At 72.8% G+C, this 17,219-nt stretch carries 15 protein-coding genes; 1 reads left to right on the top strand and 14 read right to left on the bottom strand.

The window, feature by feature from the left end; genetic code table 11:
* Positions 1-61: 61 nt before the first annotated feature.
* From AQI70_RS08730 to AQI70_RS08700, 7 genes are all read right to left on the bottom strand, one after another.
* Positions 62-727, bottom strand: coding sequence for a response regulator (locus AQI70_RS08730; protein ID WP_062146127.1), 666 nt, complete (start codon positions 725-727; stop codon positions 62-64).
* A complete protein-coding gene (locus AQI70_RS08725; protein ID WP_062146126.1) occupies positions 724-2,064 on the bottom strand; it encodes a sensor histidine kinase in 1,341 nt (446 codons plus the stop codon). Before AQI70_RS08725 ends, AQI70_RS08730 begins: the two co-directional genes overlap by 4 nt.
* Before the next feature lie 135 nt (positions 2,065-2,199).
* The gene (locus AQI70_RS08720; protein WP_062146124.1) at positions 2,200-2,874 is read right to left on the bottom strand and encodes a response regulator; all 675 of its coding nucleotides are present in this window, start codon (positions 2,872-2,874) and stop codon (positions 2,200-2,202) included.
* Between the two features lie 16 nt (positions 2,875-2,890).
* Entirely contained in the window at positions 2,891-4,237 is a 1,347-nt protein-coding gene (locus tag AQI70_RS08715; protein ID WP_062146122.1) for a sensor histidine kinase, read from the bottom strand.
* On the bottom strand, positions 4,230-5,459 hold the full coding sequence (locus AQI70_RS08710) for an acyltransferase family protein (protein ID WP_062146120.1): 1,230 nt from the start codon (positions 5,457-5,459) through the stop codon (positions 4,230-4,232). Before AQI70_RS08710 ends, AQI70_RS08715 begins: the two co-directional genes overlap by 8 nt.
* Complete coding sequence (locus AQI70_RS08705; protein ID WP_062146118.1) at positions 5,452-6,453, bottom strand: alpha/beta hydrolase; 1,002 nt, start codon at positions 6,451-6,453, stop codon at positions 5,452-5,454. Before AQI70_RS08705 ends, AQI70_RS08710 begins: the two co-directional genes overlap by 8 nt.
* Before the next feature lie 277 nt (positions 6,454-6,730).
* Entirely contained in the window at positions 6,731-7,687 is a 957-nt protein-coding gene (locus AQI70_RS08700) for an alpha/beta hydrolase (RefSeq protein WP_062146116.1), read from the bottom strand.
* Positions 7,688-7,885: 198 nt separating this feature from the next.
* On the opposite strand from AQI70_RS08700, the gene AQI70_RS08695 reads away from it, so the two are divergent.
* Positions 7,886-8,488, top strand: coding sequence for a TetR/AcrR family transcriptional regulator (locus tag AQI70_RS08695; RefSeq protein ID WP_062146114.1), 603 nt, complete (start codon positions 7,886-7,888; stop codon positions 8,486-8,488).
* Here AQI70_RS08695 and kynU read toward each other — a convergent pair.
* From kynU to AQI70_RS08660, 7 genes are all read right to left on the bottom strand, one after another.
* The gene (gene kynU / locus AQI70_RS08690) at positions 8,485-9,798 is read right to left on the bottom strand and encodes a kynureninase (protein WP_244181526.1); all 1,314 of its coding nucleotides are present in this window, start codon (positions 9,796-9,798) and stop codon (positions 8,485-8,487) included. The genes AQI70_RS08695 and kynU overlap by 4 nt on opposite strands.
* The gene (locus AQI70_RS08685; RefSeq protein ID WP_062146112.1) at positions 9,791-10,651 is read right to left on the bottom strand and encodes a tryptophan 2,3-dioxygenase family protein; all 861 of its coding nucleotides are present in this window, start codon (positions 10,649-10,651) and stop codon (positions 9,791-9,793) included. The genes kynU and AQI70_RS08685 overlap by 8 nt, the downstream gene beginning before the upstream one ends.
* 152 nt (positions 10,652-10,803) lie before the next feature.
* Positions 10,804-11,217: a DUF3151 domain-containing protein gene (locus tag AQI70_RS08680; protein WP_003999322.1), complete on the bottom strand. Its 414-nt coding sequence runs from the start codon at positions 11,215-11,217 to the stop codon at positions 10,804-10,806.
* Positions 11,218-12,136: 919 nt separating this feature from the next.
* Positions 12,137-13,672, bottom strand: coding sequence for an MFS transporter (locus tag AQI70_RS08675; RefSeq protein WP_062146111.1), 1,536 nt, complete (start codon positions 13,670-13,672; stop codon positions 12,137-12,139).
* A 73-nt stretch (positions 13,673-13,745) separates the two neighbouring features.
* Positions 13,746-14,777, bottom strand: a complete 1,032-nt coding sequence (gene fbaA / locus AQI70_RS08670) for a class II fructose-bisphosphate aldolase (RefSeq protein WP_062146109.1) — start codon at positions 14,775-14,777, stop codon at positions 13,746-13,748.
* A 148-nt stretch (positions 14,778-14,925) separates the two neighbouring features.
* Positions 14,926-15,474 carry an orotate phosphoribosyltransferase gene (gene pyrE, locus AQI70_RS08665; RefSeq protein ID WP_003999325.1) on the bottom strand — a complete coding sequence of 183 codons (549 nt, stop codon included), beginning with the start codon at positions 15,472-15,474 and terminating at the stop codon, positions 14,926-14,928.
* A gap of 10 nt (positions 15,475-15,484) precedes the next feature.
* Positions 15,485-16,282, bottom strand: coding sequence for an aldose epimerase family protein (locus AQI70_RS08660; protein WP_062146107.1), 798 nt, complete (start codon positions 16,280-16,282; stop codon positions 15,485-15,487).
* Positions 16,283-17,219 lie beyond the last annotated feature (937 nt).

The following is a 17,219-nucleotide window of genomic DNA, read 5'->3' as shown; positions in this document are numbered from 1 at the left end:
GCCCGGCCTCCCCCTGTCTGACCAGGGGTGTCCCCCGCCGTGGCCCGGGCGGCGGGCCGGCTCAGCCGGGCGTGACCAGCCGCGCCTCGTACGCGAACACCGCCGCCTGCGTACGGTCCCGCAGCCCCAGCTTCACCAGGATCCGGCTGACGTGGGTCTTGATCGTCGACTCGGCGACCACCAGCCGCTCGGCGATCTCCGCGTTCGACAGGCCCTGCGCGATCAGGACCAGCACCTCCGTCTCCCGCTCGGTCAGCTCCCCGTACGCCGCGTGCGCGGAGGACATCAGGCGCGGGGAGTCGGACAGCTTGGAGAACTCGGTGATCAGCCGCTTGGTGACCGACGGGGCGAGCAGCGCCTCGCCGGCCGCCACCACGCGCACGCCGTCGGCGAGCTGGCGCGCCGAGGCGTCCTTGAGGAGGAAGCCCGAGGCTCCCGCGCGCAGCGCCTGGTACACGTACTCGTCGAGGTCGAAGGTCGTCAGCACCAGCACCTTGGCCGTCCCGTCGGCCGCGACGATCTCCCGGGTCGCCTCGATGCCGTTCAGCTCCGGCATGCGGATGTCCATCAGCACCACGTCGGGGGCGAGGTCCCGCACCCGCTCCACCGCCTCGCGCCCGTTGACCGCCTCGCCGACGACCTCGATGTCCGGCATCGCGTTCAACAGGACCGAGAAGCCCTCGCGCACCATCATCTGGTCGTCCGCGATCAGCACGCGGATGGTCATGAGCCGTCCTCGGTCGTCGCGGCGACCGGCAGGAACACCGTCACCTCATAGCCGCCGTCGTCCGTCCGGCCCGCCGTCATCTCGCCGTTCAGCATGGAGACGCGCTCCCGCATACCGGTGATGCCGTGCCCGGCGCCCGGGGAGGGTTTGACCAGGGCCGACGCGGGCGGCGGGCCGTTGACTATGCGCAGGCCGAGGCCGCCGAGGACGTAGCCGATCTCCACGCGGGCGCTCGCGCCGGGCGCGTGCCGCAGGCTGTTGCTCAGCGCCTCCTGCACGATCCGGTAGGCCGACAGCTCCACACCGGGCGGCAGCTCCCGCACCGCGCCGGTCACCGCCTTCTCGACGCTCAGTCCCGCGTCCCGCACATTCGCCAGCAGCGCGTCCAGGTCGGCGAGGGTGGGCTGCGGGGCGTCCGGGGCCTCGTAGTCCTCGGCGCGGACGACGCCCAGGACGCGGCGCAGCTCGGTGAGGGCCGCCACCGCGTTCTCCCGGATGGTGGCGAAGGCCTTCTCCAGCTCCGGCGGGGGGTTCTCCACGCGGTAGGGGGCGGCCTCGGCCTGGATGGCGACGACCGACATGTGGTGGGCGACCACGTCGTGCAGCTCCCGGGCGATCGTCGTGCGCTCCTCCAGCAGCGTGCGCCGGGAGCGCTCCTGCGCGGTCTCGGTCTGCTGGGCGGTGACCTCTTCCTTGGCCTCGCGGCGTATGTGCCAGACGGCGACGCAGAGCAGGACCATCGCGGAGACGACCAGCATGGGGCCGGTGTTCGTGCCGTAGTAGTAGCTCGGGCCGAAGCCGGCTTCCGCCAGGAGGCCGTACGCCGCCGTCAGCGCCCACATCCACGCCGCCGTACGCGGCCTGGTGCGCACGGCCACGACCGTCAGCACGGTCAGATGGCAGGCGAAGGCGCCGGGCATCCACGGCCAGTCGCCCCAGCTGCCGCTGAGCGCCGCGACGATCGGGGTGGCGGCCATGGACAGCCAGAACGCCCCGACGGGCCGGGCCATGGTCAGCAGGACGGGGATCACGCAGAGCGGGCCGAGCAGCAGGGCCGGGCCGCTGGTGTCGACGGTGGCGATGGCCATCGTGAGCAGGGCCGCTGCGGCGATCAAGGCGTGCGGGGTCCAGGCCGCGTACTCACGCATGCGGCCGGGAAGTCGCCGGGTCAGCGGGCCGTCGACGCTCATCCGGCGCAGCGGGCGGTAGGCGAAGGCGTCGTGGAACAGATCCTGCCGCAGCCCGTGCAGGGCGCCCGCGGCCAGCCGGATCTCCGGGCTGCGCGGCTTGGCCCCGTCTCCCGGTGGCGGTGTCTGCGTGTGGGTCGTCTCGGTCACGTACAGAACGGTAGGCGCAGGGCGGTGTCGTGGTCGTCCCCAGTGAGAGGGGTTCTGGCGGGTCCCTCTCAGGTACTACGGGTATCCCCGCCGGTCGCGCCCGGTCACCGCCGTGCCGGCCGTACGGGCCCGCGTTCAGTACCCGGCGGGCCGCACCAGCCCCGACTCGTACGCGAACACCGCCGCCTGCGTCCGGTCCCGCAGACCCAGCTTCACCAGGATGCGGCCCACATGGGTCTTCACGGTCTGCTCGGCCACCACGAGGCGTTCGGCGATCTCCGCGTTCGACAAGCCCTGCGCGATCAGGGCGAGGACCTCCGTCTCGCGTTCGGTCAGGTCGCCGACGCGGTCCTTGAGGGGGGCGCGGGGCCGGCTGTCCAGGCGGGAGAACTCGGCGATCAGCCGCCGGGTGATGCCGGGCGCGAGCAGCGCGTCGCCGGCCGCCACCACCCTCACCGCCTCGGCCAGTTGGTCGGCGGAGGCGTCCTTGAGCAGGAAGCCCGAGGCGCCCGCCCGCAGCGCCTCGTACACGTACTCGTCGAGGTCGAAGGTGGTCAGCACCAGCACCTTGATCTGGGGTGTGCTGGTGGTGATACGGCGGGTGGCCTCGATGCCGCCGAGCTCGGGCATGCGGATGTCCATCAGGACGACGTCGGGGGCGAGTTCGGCGACCTTCGCGACCGCGTCCAGGCCGTCGACCGCCTGGCCGATCACCTCGATGTCGGGCTTGGTGTTGAGCAGCACGGTGAAGCCCTGCCGGACCATCTGCTGGTCGTCGGCGATGACTACGCGGATGGGGCTGCTCGTCATGGGGTCGGTTCTCCTGTCAGGGGTGGGCAGGCGGCGGGGTGTCGCCCCGCGGGAGGAAGGCCGAGACCGCGAAACCGCCCTGCTGGGTCGGGGCCGCGATGAGATGGCCGCCGAGCATAGCCGCACGTTCACGCATGCCGAGCAGGCCGTGACCGGCCCCCGGGGAGGGCGGACCCGGTCGCTGGGGACGGGAGTTGACGACACCCAGATGCAGGCCGTGGAAGTCGTGCGAGATCTCGACCCGCACCTCTGATCCCGGCGCGTGCCGCAGGGCGTTGCTCAGCGCCTCCTGGATGATCCGGTACGCGGACAGCTCCACGCCCGTGGGATACGAGGGGGCCTCGCCCCTGATGTCGGTGACGACGTCCAGCCCGGCGGTACGGGTGTTCTCGATGAGGGCGTCGAGCCGGTCGAGCATGGGCTGGGGGGCGTCGGGGGCGGCCGCGCTGCCGGGTTCGCCGAGGCCGTAGGGGTCTTCGGGGTTCTCGGAGCGCAGGACGCCCAGCACGCGGCGCAGTTCGGTGAGCGCGTCCAGGGCGTTCTGCCGGATGCCGGTGAGGTTCTCCCTCAGCTCGTCGGAGGGGTTCTCGACGAGATGGGGGGCGACCTGGGCCTGGATGGAGATCACCGACATGTGGTGGGCGACGACGTCGTGCAGCTCGCGTGCGATACGGCTGCGCTCCTCCAGCAGGGTGCGCCGGGCCCGCTCCTCGGCCGTCAGCGTGGTCTGCTGCACCAGCTCGGCGCGCGCCTCGCGGCGTCCGCGCAGGGCGATGCCGAGGAGCACGACGACCGCGAACAGGGTGATCGCGAGCACCCCGGTGGGCTGGTAGCCGCCCGCCCCCCACAGTCCCTGGATGACGTAGGTGACGAGCGCGCTCAGGGCCAGCGCCTCAAGGGACACCCGGGTGCGCACCCGCAGGGCGAGCAGCAGCAGCACGGCCATCTGCCCGATGATCCCGGCCGACGACCAGGGCCAGGTGAAGTCGTGCGCGCTGCCGGCCAGCAGGTGACGGCGCACGTCGACGGCACCCGCCACCATGGCCGCCATCGACAGCCACCATCCGGGCACAGGCCGCCACAGCGCGAGGACCACCGCACCGCCCTGCGCGAGCCCGATCAGGAAGGCGACCTGGCCGCCCGCCCCGCCGTTGTCCGTCAGTTGTGCCACGGCGCCGAGGGCGACCGCGAACGCGACGATGCACAGCACGCCGTGCGGCAGCCAGCGCAGCCATGTGGAGGGCGGCAGCGGATCCGACTCGGCGGTCCACAGGTCCTCGCGCAGCACCCCCAGCCAGCGCCGGACCCGACTGGTGAAGCCCCGCTGGATCCCCGTCTCCGTCACATGGCCAACCCTAGGCATCGTGGTGTGCCTCCGCTTCGGCGCCCTGAGCGGCGGGCTGGGATCGGACCACGCGCGAAGGGCGACCGGTCGGGCGCCGCGGGCCCTGTTCGTAGGCGCGGAACGCCGTCCAGCACAGCGCCAGGACCAGGGTGAACAGCGGGAGCCAGGCCAGACGGGCCGCCACCCAGCCCAGGTCGTCGGGGAGGGTGTGCAGGCCGGGGAGGTGGCCCGCCGCCAGGCCCGTGGCCGTGGTCGCCATCAGGGCCGTCTGGTGCCAGAGGAAGATCGTCATCGCGGAGAGGTTGAGCAGGGCCACCGCCGCCCAGACCAGGGGGCGGCGCATCGTACGGCGCAGTGGTCCGCGCAGGAGCAGGGCCAGGCCGCACTGGGCCAGGCCGAAGGTGACGGCGGCCAGCGTCGGTGGGCTGAGGTTGGAGATCGGGGCGCCGGGGACGCCGACCATGGACGCCGGGTAGCCCGCCCAGGCGACCAGCGCGGCCGTCACCAGCGCGCCGCCCGTCAGCAGGATCCAGCCGGCGCGACGGTGCTCCAGCTCGCCCCGGCTCCAGGCCGCGCCCAGGGTGTACGGCACCAGCCAGCCGGCCACCACGTTCACCCAGCCGAGCCAGGCCGGGCCGCCCAGGCCGAAGCGGAAGAGGTCCACATGGAGAACGACGGCCAGGGGCCAGAGGGGGTGGACGCGCAGCAGGAGGGGCGTCGCCGCCGTCAGCGCGGCGAAGACCAGAAGGAACCACAGCGGGGACAGGGCCAGTTTGAGCAGGGTGTGGACCGTGTCGATGTCCGTGCCCGAGAGGAGCAGCAGAGCCGACGTCACCGTCCACAGGGTGAGGATGGCCGCCACCGGTTTGAACAGGCGGGACAGCCGGGACGTCAGCCACTGTCCGTATGTGGTGCCGCGCGCTCGGGCGGAGGCGTAGCCGCGGGTTGCCACATGGCCGCCGACCAGGAAGAACACCGCGAGGGTCTGGAACACCCAGGAGATCGGGGCCAGCCAGGGCAGGTGGCGGAGCGGGCTCGCGGTGCGCAGGCCAAAACCGCCGTCCGCCACCAGGGCCGTGACCAGCCAGTGGCCGAGGACGACACCGAGGATGGCCAGGGCCCGCAGGGCGTCGACGGCCCGGTCCCGGTCCGCGGGCGTGGCGGCATCGACCCGGGCGGCGCCCCGGTGCAGGCCTTGGCGTGCGCCGTGCAGCGGCATCGCGGTGCGGGACTCAGCCATGGGTCACCTCCGAGGTCTCGCCCAGGGCGATGCGGGCCAGGTTCGCCAGGGACGTCGAGCCCGGCCTGAAGTAGTCGCTGTGGCCGCCGTCGCCCGCCGCGAAGACCCGGGCGCCGAAGGACGGGGACATCGGGTCGGTGCCGAAGCCGACGGTCGTGCCGAGCAGGTCCAGCCGCACATGCGGGACCTCCGCCACCCAGTCGTCACTGCCGCGCGCCGCCCACACGCGGGCCGCGGTGCGCAGGTCCGCGGCGGTGTCGGCGCCGGTGCCGGGGCTGCCGATCAGCGCGATGTCGTCCACGTCCAGGTGGGACGCCGCGCGACCGCAGACCACCGAGCCGTAGGAGTGGCACAGGAGGGAGACCCGCGGCTTCCGGTCCGTGAGGGTGCGCAACTGCCGTATGAACTCCCGCAGCTTCGGGGCGGCCTGCTCGGCCCGGCCCGTCGTCGCGACCGTCGTGCTGACCGTGCCCGGTGTTTCGTAGCCGAGCCACGCCACGACCGCGGTGTCCTGCGGGGCCTCACGGGCGAGCCGTTGGTACAGGGCGCGGGCGGCGTCGCGGAAACGGTCGTATGTGTCGATGGACGTGTCGGAGCCCGGGACCAGCACGGCGACGCGCTCGGCCCGCGCCAGGTCGCCGAAGACCTCCGTCGCGAGGCCGGAACCGCGGCCGTCGAAGGAGAGGAAGTCGCGGGACGGGTCGGCCATCGCCCGGTCCGCGGCGGCGCGTTCGCGGTTGCCGTGGGCCGCGGCCATGCGGGACGCCTCGGCGGCGTTGGCGCGGTTGGCCGCGTACGTCTCGTCCAGCGTCGCCGCCGTCACCGGTGCGGGGGCGGCCGGGGCCGGGGCGGGGATCTCGGGGCGGGCCGCACCGGACAGGGGCACGACCAGGGCGCCGGTTATCAGGCCGGCGAGGAGAACGCGGCGCCATCGGTGGGTGCGCGGCGTGTTGTTCCGCTCGCTCGCCTCGGCAGCCCCCGTCGTACGCCCCATGGTCGTCTTCCCTCCCGGTCAGCCCGGCCATCGGGCTTGTCAGGATGGGAAGTTACGGATCCGTACGCGTCGTCCGCGTCGTGCCAGGGAGCTCACCTGCGACGTAGCTCTCAGGTACTACGGGTATGAGAGGGTCACGCTCTCCGGGGGCAGGCCTCCGGGAGCAGGCTCTCAGAGGTCACGCCCTCCGGGGTCTCGCCCTCCGGGTCACGCCCTCCGGGGTCACGCCCTCCGGTCGCAGCCCCCGCCCATGAGTGCGTCTCACCCGCGACGTGGCTCACCACGCCAACTGCGCGATCTCCTCCGCCACCACCGCGCACGCGTCCGCCGCCGGATCGATCAGCGGAAAGTGGCCGACGTCCTCCAGCAGCGTCAGACCGACCACCTCCCCCGCCTTCGCCGCCGCATCCGCGTACGACTCGGCGACCGCCTGCGGGACGACGTCGTCCGTGCGGCCCTGGACGAGCGTCGTCGCGATGCCGGTCGGGAGCAGGAGCGCGGGGTCGGCATAGGGCCGACGCTCGGCGAACTCCTCGCCCCCGCCGAGGAGTTGCCGCGCCGCACCCCCGCACACGTCGAGCTTGTCGGCGACCGTGAAGTCGGCGATCGGGGCCAGCGCGACCACACCCCGCAGGGGCACGGGACGGTCGGTGCGCCAGGCGGCGTCCGCGGGGAGGACATGGCGGGCCGCCGCCCAGAGGGCCAGGTGACCGCCGGCCGAGTGACCGGTGAGCACGGTCCGGCGCGGATCGGCCTGCGGGAGCGCCTCCCGTACGAGCGCCGGCAACGCGTCCAGCGCGGCGGCGACGTCGTCGAAGGTCTCCGGCCAGCGCCCGGCGACCGGACCGCCCGCACCCGCACCCGCACTCGCGCCCGAACCCGAACCGGAACCCGAACCCGAACCCGAACCCGCCCCGCCCTGACCGGCACCCGCTTCGCCCTCCGCCCCCCGCCGGTACTCCACATTGGCCACGGCGAACCCCCGCCGCGCCAGGAAGTCCGCGAACGGCGTCACATGCCGCCGGTCGTACGGAGCCCGCCACGCCCCGCCGTGCAGGACCACGACCAGCGGCGCCGGCCCGCCGGGACGGGCCTCGCCGCGCGGTGCGTAGAAGTCGATCACCTGGTCGGGGTGGGTGCCGTACGACGCGATGGCGTCGGGGTCGACGGGCGGGTGCGAGAAGACCGACTCCTCTTCGGCGGCGGCCCGGGCTGCGGCGACGTCGTCCGACATGCTCCAACCTCTCAGCGATGAAACGGAATTGGACGAAAGCGGGGGTGGCGGACCAGGGGTGAATTCGGCCGTTGGCGGGGACGGTATCAGGCTGGTGACGTGCACGGACACGGGGATGTCACGCTGGGTGAGGACCAAACGGTTCTGCTGTTTCGTTACGCTGGCGGCACAGCCCGTACCTGCACCAAGGAGGCCGATATGTCCGCCGAGCCCGGCACCGTACGTCCCGGAGGGCGTACCGCGCGTGTCCGTGCGGCAGTGCTGCGCGCGGCCGGGGACGTCCTGGCGGAGCACGGTTTCCACCGCCTCGACCTCGCGGACGTCGCCCGGCGCGCCGAGGTGGGCAAGACGACCGTGTACCGGCGGTGGGGCTCGGTGACCGGCCTGGTGGCCGACCTCCTCGCCGACATGGCCGAGCAGTCCCTGCCGCGCGAGGAGACCGGGTCCGTACTGGGGGATCTGCGGGCCAACGCAGCGCTGGTCCAGCGGACGCTGGCGGACCCCCGGCAGGGCGCCCTGTTCCGCGCGGTCATCGCCGCGGCGACCTGCGACGAACGCACCGCGCAGGCGCTCGGGCGGTTCTACGAGGTGCGGGTGGCGGAGTGGGCTCCCTGCGTGGAACAGGGGGTCGCCCGAGGAGAGTTGCCCGCCGGGACGGACGCGGCGGCGGTCGTACGGGCGGTGTCGGCGCCCCTCTACCACCAGCTGCTGACGACCGGGGTGATCCCCGACGCCCCCGCCGCGGAGCGCGCAGCGCGAGCCGCGCACGCGGCTGCCGTGGCGGGGGTGTACGTCGGTTAGCGCAGCGCCTCTCCCCGCGGCCCATCCCCCCGCAGCACCTCGGCCAGCACCCGCGCCGCCCGCTCCACATCGGCGAACCCGACGTACAAGGGCGTGAAACCGAAGCGCAGCACGTCGGGGTGCCGGAAGTCGCCGACCACGCCGCGCTCGATGAGCGCCTTCATCACCTCCCCGGCGTCCGCGCAGCGCAGCGCCACCTGACTGCCGCGCTCCTCATGGGCCACCGGAGTCACCGACTCCACGCCCCCCTCGGGCGCGTACGCCCCGACGCACTCCAGGAAGAAGTCGGTCAGCGCGAGCGACTTCGCCCGCACCGCCTCGATCGACACGCCCTCCCAGACCTCCAGCGCGGCCTCCAGGGCCAGCATGGAGAGGATGTCCGGCGTACCGACGCGACCGCGCGGTGCGCCCGCCGCCGGTTCGAAGTCGCTCCGCATGCCGAAGGGATCGGCGTGGGAGTTCCAGCCGGGGAGCGGGGAGTCGAAACGATCCTGCAGCTCTCGGCGTACGTACAGGTACGCCGGTGAACCCGGGCCGCCGTTCAGGTACTTGTAGGTGCAGCCGACCGCGAGGTCGACCCCGTGCTCGTCCAGCCCCACCGGGAGCGCCCCCGCGCTGTGGCAGAGGTCCCAGACGGCCACCGCGCCCGCCGCGTGCACGGCGGCGGTGAGGGACGGCAGGTCGTGCAGCCGGCCGGTGCGGTAGTCGACGTGGTTGAGCAGGACGGCGGCGGTACGGCCGGACAGCGCGGCCGGCACCTCGGCGGGCGCCACGGGCCGCAGCGTACGGCCGGTCATCCGCGCCGCCGACTGGGCGATGTACCCGTCCGTGGGGAAGGTCGTCGCATCGACCAGGATCTCGTCGCGGTCCTCGCCGGCCATCCGCACGGCCGCCACAAGTGCCTTGAAGACGTTGACACTTGTCGAGTCACCGACCACGATCTGGCCCGCCGCCGCGCCGACCAGCGGAGCGATCCGGTCGCCGATCCGCTCGGGCGCGGTCCACCAGCCGCTCTCGTCCCAGGACCGGATGCGCAGCTCGCCCCACTGCCTGCGTACGACGTCCTCGACCCGGCCCGGCACGTTCGCCGGCAGCGCGCCCAGCGAGTTGCCGTCCAGGTAGACGACCTCGTCCAGCACGAACTCCGCGCGCTTGGCGGCGAGTTCGTCGGCCGCGTCCAGCTTCTCGGCCTTCGCGGCGAACTCGGCGGTCTGGACGGTCTCGCCTATCTCGCCTATTTCGGGGGTCTCGGCTATCCCGGCTATCTCGGCGGTCTCGGCGGTCTCGGCGGTCTCGGCGAACTCAGACATGAGACCTCGCCGTCCACAGCTCCGGGAACACGTTCTTCTGCGCCCGCTTCTCCAGCCAGGCCACCCCCGCCGAACCGCCCGTGCCGGTCTTCGCGCCCATGGCGCGGCGAGTGGCTACCAGGTGGTCATTGCGCCAGCGCCACACCAGTTCCGCCACATCGGTCAACGCCTCGCCCAGCCGGGCAAGTTCGGCGTTCTGGTCGCCCGAGTAGAGCGCGGTCCAGACCGCCTCGACGGCCTCCGACGGCTCGTACCGCTGCGTCACGTCCCGCTTCAGCACGAACTCCGGGATCGCGCACCCGCGCCGGGCGAGGAAGCGCAGCACCTCGTCGTACAGGCTCGGCTCGTGCAGCGCCTTTTCCAGTTCCGCGTGGACGCGCGGGGCGCCGCGGTGCGGGACCAGCATGGACGCGGACTTCTCACCGAGCAGGAACTCCATACGGCGGTACATCGCCGACTGGAAGCCGGAGCCCTCGCCGAGGGCGCCGCGGTACGCGTTGAACTGGGCCGGCGTGAGCTGGCCGAGCGGCTTCCAGGAGGCGTTCAGGGCCTCCAGCTCGCGCACCGAACGCTTCAGGGCGTCGATCGCCACGCCCGGCCGGTCCTCGCGCAGCGCGCGCGCCGCGGTCTCCCATTCATGGACGATGACCGTGAACCACAGCTCCATCACCTGGGTCGTGACCAGGAAGACCATCTCTCCGGGATCGTCGGAGAGGGTGTGCTGGAGATGGGTGAGCACGTCCGCCTTGACGTAGTCCTCGTACGGCGTCGTGCCCGCGAAGTCGAGATTCGGGGTCTCGGGCTCCTGAGTCCCCGTGGACGTCTCCACGGACTTGTGAGCCTGCTGGGACATCGCTGTCTCCTGTGTTACTCCGGGTAGCGGTCCGCCCTGCCGTTATCGGCAAAGGGGCCCCGGTCCCCACCTCGCATACTCCGGGATCGCCCCCGGACATCGCAAGGCCCGCCCTGGTCACACCGACCGGGCGGGCCGCGCGGACCGCCTGCCTAGCCCAGCGTCTGGGCCGCGGTCGGCGAGGAGTCCTTCAGGAACTGCGTGCAGCGCTCGTACTCCTCCTGCTCGCCGATCGCTCCCGCGGCGCGGGCGAGGGCGTGCAGGGCGCGCAGGAAGCCGCGGTTCGGCTCGTGCTCCCAGGGGACCGGGCCGTGGCCCTTCCAGCCACTCCGGCGCAGGGCGTCGAGGCCGCGGTGGTAGCCCGTGCGGGCATAGGCGTACGACTCCACGACGCTGCCCCGCTCGAACGCCTCGTCGGCCAGCTGGGCCCAGGCCAGGGAGGAGGTCGGGTACTTCGCGGCGACGTCCGCGGGGGCGGTGCCGCCGGCGAGCAGCTCGCGCGGCTCGGGGTCGTCGGGGAGGTGGGTCGGGGGCGGGCCCCCGAGCAGGTTTTCGTGAATGGCCATGGGTCCAAGTGTGGGCCATCCCCCCACCCGGCGAACCCCGTGCCCCGCCCTCAGGGCCCGGGTCGAACAGTCCGCGCCTCACTGCCCGGCCTGCCAGTCCACCGCTCACCACTCAGGCCGACCCGTCCGCCCCCACGACCCCAGCCGACCCCTCGGCCTCTCAATGGCCCGAACCACCCCGTCCACCTCTCACCGCCCGACCCACCCGGTCCGCCCCGCAGTCCCCAGACCTGCCAGCCGGCCTTCCACCGCCCAGGCCTGCCAGCACGCCCGTCACCGCCCAACCAGCGCAGCCACCACGACCAAGGCCGCCGCTCGATCACCACCCAGCCCGACCAGTGCACCCCCTACCGCCCACCTGCCAGCCCGCCTTCCACCGCCCGGCCTGCCAGCCCGCCTCACCACCCCAGCCGACCCGTCCGCCTCTCACGGCCCGAGCCACCCGTCCACCTCTCACCGCCCGGACCACCCCGTTCCGCCCCTCACTCCCCAAGCTGCCAGCCGGCCTTCCACCGCCCAGGCCTGCCAGCACACCCGTCACCGCCCAAGCCTGCCCAGCCACCACGACCAGGCCCGCCGCCCGATCACCACCCAGCCCGACCAGTGCACCTCCTACCGCCCAGACCTGCCAGCCCGCCCCTCACCACCCAAGCCGACCCGTCCACTTCTCACGGCCCGAGCCACCTGTCCACCTCTCACCGCCGGAGCCACCCCGTCCACCCCTCCTCGCCCAACCAGCGCAGCCACCACGACCAGGCCCGCCGCCCGATCACCACCCAGCCCGACCCGCCGTCCACCCCTCACCGCCCAGGCCCAACCGGCCCGCCCTCCATCGCCCGGCCCGCCAGCCCGCCCCTCCCCGCCCAGGCCGGCCCGCCCACCCCTCACCACCCAGGCCAACCTGCCCCCGTCCCCCCCATCACCGCCCAAGCCGCCCCGTCCGCCCCTCCCCACCGGGCCCTCCCAGCCCGTCCCCCTCCACCGACTCCACCGACAGTCGCGGCTTGCTGCGTACCCCCTCCAGGGGCGGTGCTGTGATCGAGCCGTGGTGGAGGCATTCCGGCTTGCGGCAGTCCGGTGGCAGGGGCCGTACCGTCGCGAGGGCCACCCCGGCCCCGAGGACCAGCAGTCCCGCACAGATCGCCATCGCCCGCCCGAACGCCTCGTCGAACGCCCCGGGCGAGCGGTACGCCTCCTCCCCCATCCCGGCGAGCAGCGGCAGCGCGGCCACCGCGACCAGGCCCGCCGCCCGGGCCGCCGCGTTGTTGATGCCGCTGGCCAGGCCGGCGCGGGCGGTGTCCACGGAGGCCAGGACCGTGGCGGTGAGCGGGGCGACCAGGGTGACCATGCCGAGGCCGAGGACCAGCAGGGCGGGGAGGACGTCGACGGCGTAGGAGGCGTCCGGGCCCACCCGCAGCATCAGCAGCAGTCCGGCCGCGCACAGCAGCGGCCCGGCCGTCAGCGGGATGCGCGGGCCGATCCGGTCGGCGAGGGCGCCCGAGCGGGCCGAGAACAGCAGCATCAGGGCGGTCGTCGGCAGCAGCGCCGTACCGGCGCCGAGGGCGGAGTAGCCGACGACGACCTGGAGCTGGAGGGCGGCGAGGAAGAAGAAGCCGCCGAAGGCCGCGTAGACGCAGAGCGTGACCAGGTTGACCGCGGTGAACTGGCGGGACGAGAAGATGTCGAGCGGCATCATCGGGTCCGGGCGGCGCCTCTCGACGTACACGAAGGCGATACCCGCGGCCACGCCCGCCACCGCGGTGAGGGGCACGAGGATCGAGCCCTCCTGGGCCTCGATCAGCGCGTAGGTCACCAGGGCGAGGGACAGGGCGCCGAGGGCCGCGCCGAGCACGTCGAAGCGGCCGTGCCTGCCGCCGTCGCCGGACTCGGGGACATGGCGGACGGCGACGGGGACGCACAGCAGGGCCAGCGGGACGTTGAGCAGGAACACCCACCGCCAGCCCGGCCCGTCCACCAGCCAGCCGCCCAGGAACGGGCCGACCGCGGCGCCGATGCCCCCGAACCCCGACCACAGGCCGACCGCCCGCGCCCGGTCGTCGGGATGGAAGGACGCCTGGATGAGGGCCAGCGAGCCCGGCGTGAGCAGCGCCCCGCCGACGCCCTGCAGGGCCCGGGCGGCGATGAGCACCCCGGCGTTCGGTGCGATGCCGCACAGCAGCGAGGCGACGGCGAACCAGACGACGCCGACGACGAAGACCCTGCGCCGCCCGTACCGGTCCCCCAGCGAACCGCCGAGCAGGATCAGCCCGGCCAGCGTGAGCATGTACGCGTTGACGGTCCACTGGAGCGCCGCGAGGTCGGCGTCGAGATCGCGGCCGATGCGGGGGAGGGCGACGTTGACGACGGTCGAGTCCAGCATGGCCATGCTGGAGCCGAGAACGGTGGTGAGCAGGATCCACTTGCCCTGCGGTGAGGCCAGCCGGACGTCGGGCATGCCCCCAGGTATACAGCGAGCCGGGTGCGACGGCACCCGGCTCGCGAGGGTCGGCTGTGCGGCAGCCGCCCGGTTACTTGATCTTCGTACCCGCCGAGCGCAGGTTCGAGCAGGCCTCGACCACACGCTTGGCCATGGACGCCTCGGCGAGCTTGCCCCAGGTCCGCGGGTCGTAGGTCTTCTTCGAGCCGACCTCGCCGTCGACCTTGAGGACACCGTCGTAGTTCTTGAACATGTGGTCGGCGACCGGACGCGTGAAGGCGTACTGCGTGTCGGTGTCGATGTTCATCTTGACGACGCCGTTGTCCAGCGCGGTCGCGATCTCCTGCTCGGTGGAGCCGGAGCCGCCGTGGAAGACGAAGTCGAACGGCTGGGAACCGGACGGCTTGCCGTACTTGGCGGCGACGCCCTCGTTGAGCTCCTTCAGCAGCTCGGGACGGAGCACGACGTTGCCCGGCTTGTACACGCCGTGGACGTTGCCGAAGGACGCGGCGAGCAGGTAGCGCCCCTTCTCGCCGAGGCCGAGGGCCTCCGCCGTACGAATCGCGTCGTCGACCGTCGTGTACAGGGAGTCGTTGATCTCGTGGGAGACGCCGTCCTCCTCGCCGCCGGTCGGGGTGATCTCGACCTCAAGGATGATCTTGGCGGCGCGGGCGCGCTCCAGCAGCTCCTGCGCGATGGAGAGGTTGTCGGCGAGGGTCTCGGCCGAGCCGTCCCACATGTGCGACTGGAACAGCGGGTTCTCGCCGCGGGCGACGCGCTCCTCCGACACCGCGAGCAGCGGACGTACGTACCCGTCGAGCTTGTCCTTCGGGCAGTGGTCCGTGTGCAGGGCGACGGTGATGTCGTACTTCTTGGCGACGATGTGCGCGAACTCGGCCAGGGCGACGGCGCCGGTGACCATGTCCTTGCTGTGCTGACCGCCCAGGAACTCGGCGCCACCAGTCGAGATCTGGATGATGCCGTCGCTCTCCGCCTCCGCGAAACCGCGCAGGGCCGCGTGCAGGGTCTGGGAGGAGGTCACGTTGATGGCCGGGTAGGCGAACTTGCCTGCCTTCGCCCGGTCGAGCATCTCGTTGTAGACCTCGGGGGTTGCGATGGGCATCTGTCCGCTCCTTGAGTGTGCGGGTTGACGTACAGCGTTACTGCGCTGCTCTGCGCTTTTCTTACGGCCCTGACCTAGACCTTGGGGGGTGTGTGACGTCGTCGTCGGCCCCATCTTTCCAGACGAACCGGGATGCTCCGAGCGCCCGTCAGTCCAGACCGAGCTCGTCCTTGGAGTACGCGAACAGGTACGGCACTCCCGCGCCCTCCTGGATCTTCTCGGCGGCGCCGGTGGCCCGGTCGACGATCGTCGCGACGGCGACGACCTCGGCGCCCGCCTCGCGCACGGCCTCGACGGCCGCGAGCGGGGAGCCACCGGTGGTGGAGGTGTCCTCGACGACGAGCACCCGCCGGCCCGCGATGTCCGGCCCCTCGACCCGGCGCTGCAGGCCGTGCGCCTTGGCGGCCTTGCGTACGACGAAGGCGTCCAGCCTCTTCCCGCGCGCGGCGGCGGCGTGCAGCATGGCGGCGGCGACGGGGTCGGCACCCATGGTGAGCCCGCCCACCGCGTCGAACTCCAGCTCCGCGGTGAGGTCGAGCAGCACCTGCCCGACCAGCGGGGCCGCCTCCCCGTCGAGGGTGATGCGCCGAAGATCGACGTAGTAGTCGGCTTCCAGCCCCGAAGACAGGGTCACCTTGCCGTGCACCACGGCCTTGTCCTTGATCTGCTGCAGCAGCTCGCCGCGTACGTCTGTCATGCCGCCCAGCTTAGAGGCGCCGCCAGCTCCAGACGGTCGTGGCCTCCAGCGGCTCCAGGGGCGTGACCAGGCGGGGCATGGTGTTCAGCCCGTTGGGCGGCCCGGTCTGCGGCTCGACGCATACGGCGGCCTCCTGCTCGTCGTACACCACGACCCACTCCTCCCGGCTGGCCACCTTCAGCTCCAGCTGCCCCGGCCAGGTGAGGGTGACGTCGACTCCGCCGGGCATGCCGAAGCAGTCGTCCCAGGGGCCGGGCTCGGGATCGATGCGATTGCCGGTGGGGAGGTGGTCCTCACCCCGCTCCTCCTGCCAGGCGGGGCTGAAGTCGAGCCGGACGTCCTGGGCGCCTTCGCCGCCGAGGTTCCGGTTGAACCAGGGGTGCCAGCCGATCTGGGCCGGGAAGGAGGTGTCGTACGTCTCGACGGCCATGGTGAGCGTGAGGCTGTCCTCGGCGAGACGGACGACCTGGGTGACCCGGCCGGAGTAGGGCCACGGCTCGACGAGGTCGTACGCCATGACGGCCTCGTCACCGGTGACGCGGGCGATGCGCCAGGCGCCGTCCCGTGCGGTGCCGTGGATGGCGTGCGGCGGGGCGTTGAGCGGCAGCTGCCGCACGACGGCACCGTCCAGGAACCGCCCGTCCCGGATCCGCCCGCACCAGGGAACCATCGGGAAACACCCGAACCGCTCCCCCCGCCGCAACAACTCGATCCCCCCGACGCGCAGCCCACCGACCCGCCCACCGTTCCCCGGCTGCAGGGTCACCTCCGCGTCACCCGCGGTCAGCGTGATGTCTTCGTTACTCACGGGACGACCCTACTGGGGCGATCAAGAGCACGGTGCTCCGATTCCGGTCCCCACCGAGGAGAGGCACCGTCCCTACACACCGGTCGGCATTGCCCATCCCGCCCGGCGCTTGAGGACGAGACCACCCCATCCCAAACCCCCACCCACCCGCAGGGGCCCGCAGACTCAGCGGGCGGTCACTTCCCGGCACCCGTGCCGGCATTCCAGCCCGCCCGGCACTTGAGGACGAGACCGCACCATCCCCACCCCCCACCCACCCGCTGAGGCCCGCAGACTCAGCGGGCAGTCACTTCCCGGCGCCCGTGCCGGCATTCCAGCCCGTCCGGCGCTTGAGGACGAGACCACCCCATCCCAAACCCCCACCCACCCGCTGGCGCCGCACACCCGGTGGCGGTCACTTCCCAGCGCCGGGCCGACAACAACCAGCCCGTCCGGCGTTTGAGGACGAGACCACGCCATCCCAAACCCCCACCCACCCGCTGGCGCCCCACACCCGGTGGCGGTCACTTCCCAGCGCCGGGCCGACAACAACCAGCCCGCCCGGCGTTTGAGGACGAGACCACCCCATCCCAAACCCCCACCCACCCGCTGGCGCCCCACACCCGGTGGCGGTCACTTCCCAGCGCCGGGCCGACAACAACCAGCCCGCCCAGCGCTTGAGGACGAGACCGCACCATCCCAAACCCCCACCCACCCGCTGGCGCCCCACACCCGGTGGCGGTCACTTCCCAGCGCCGAGCCGACAACAACCAGCCCGCCCAGCGCTTGAGGACGAGACCGCACCATCCCGAGCCCCCACCCACCCGCAGGGGCCCGCAGACTCAGCGGGCAGTCACTTCCCGGCGCCCGTGCCGGCATTCCAGCCCGTCCGGCGTTTGAGGACGAGGCCCGTTCAGGGCCGATGGCGGGGGTCTGGGGGCCGCAGGCCCCCAGGAGG

It is taken from the genome of Streptomyces curacoi (assembly GCF_001513975.1).
Classification (GTDB): Bacteria; Actinomycetota; Actinomycetes; order Streptomycetales; family Streptomycetaceae; genus Streptomyces; species Streptomyces curacoi.
This window is presented reverse-complemented; position numbering and strand designations above follow the sequence as displayed.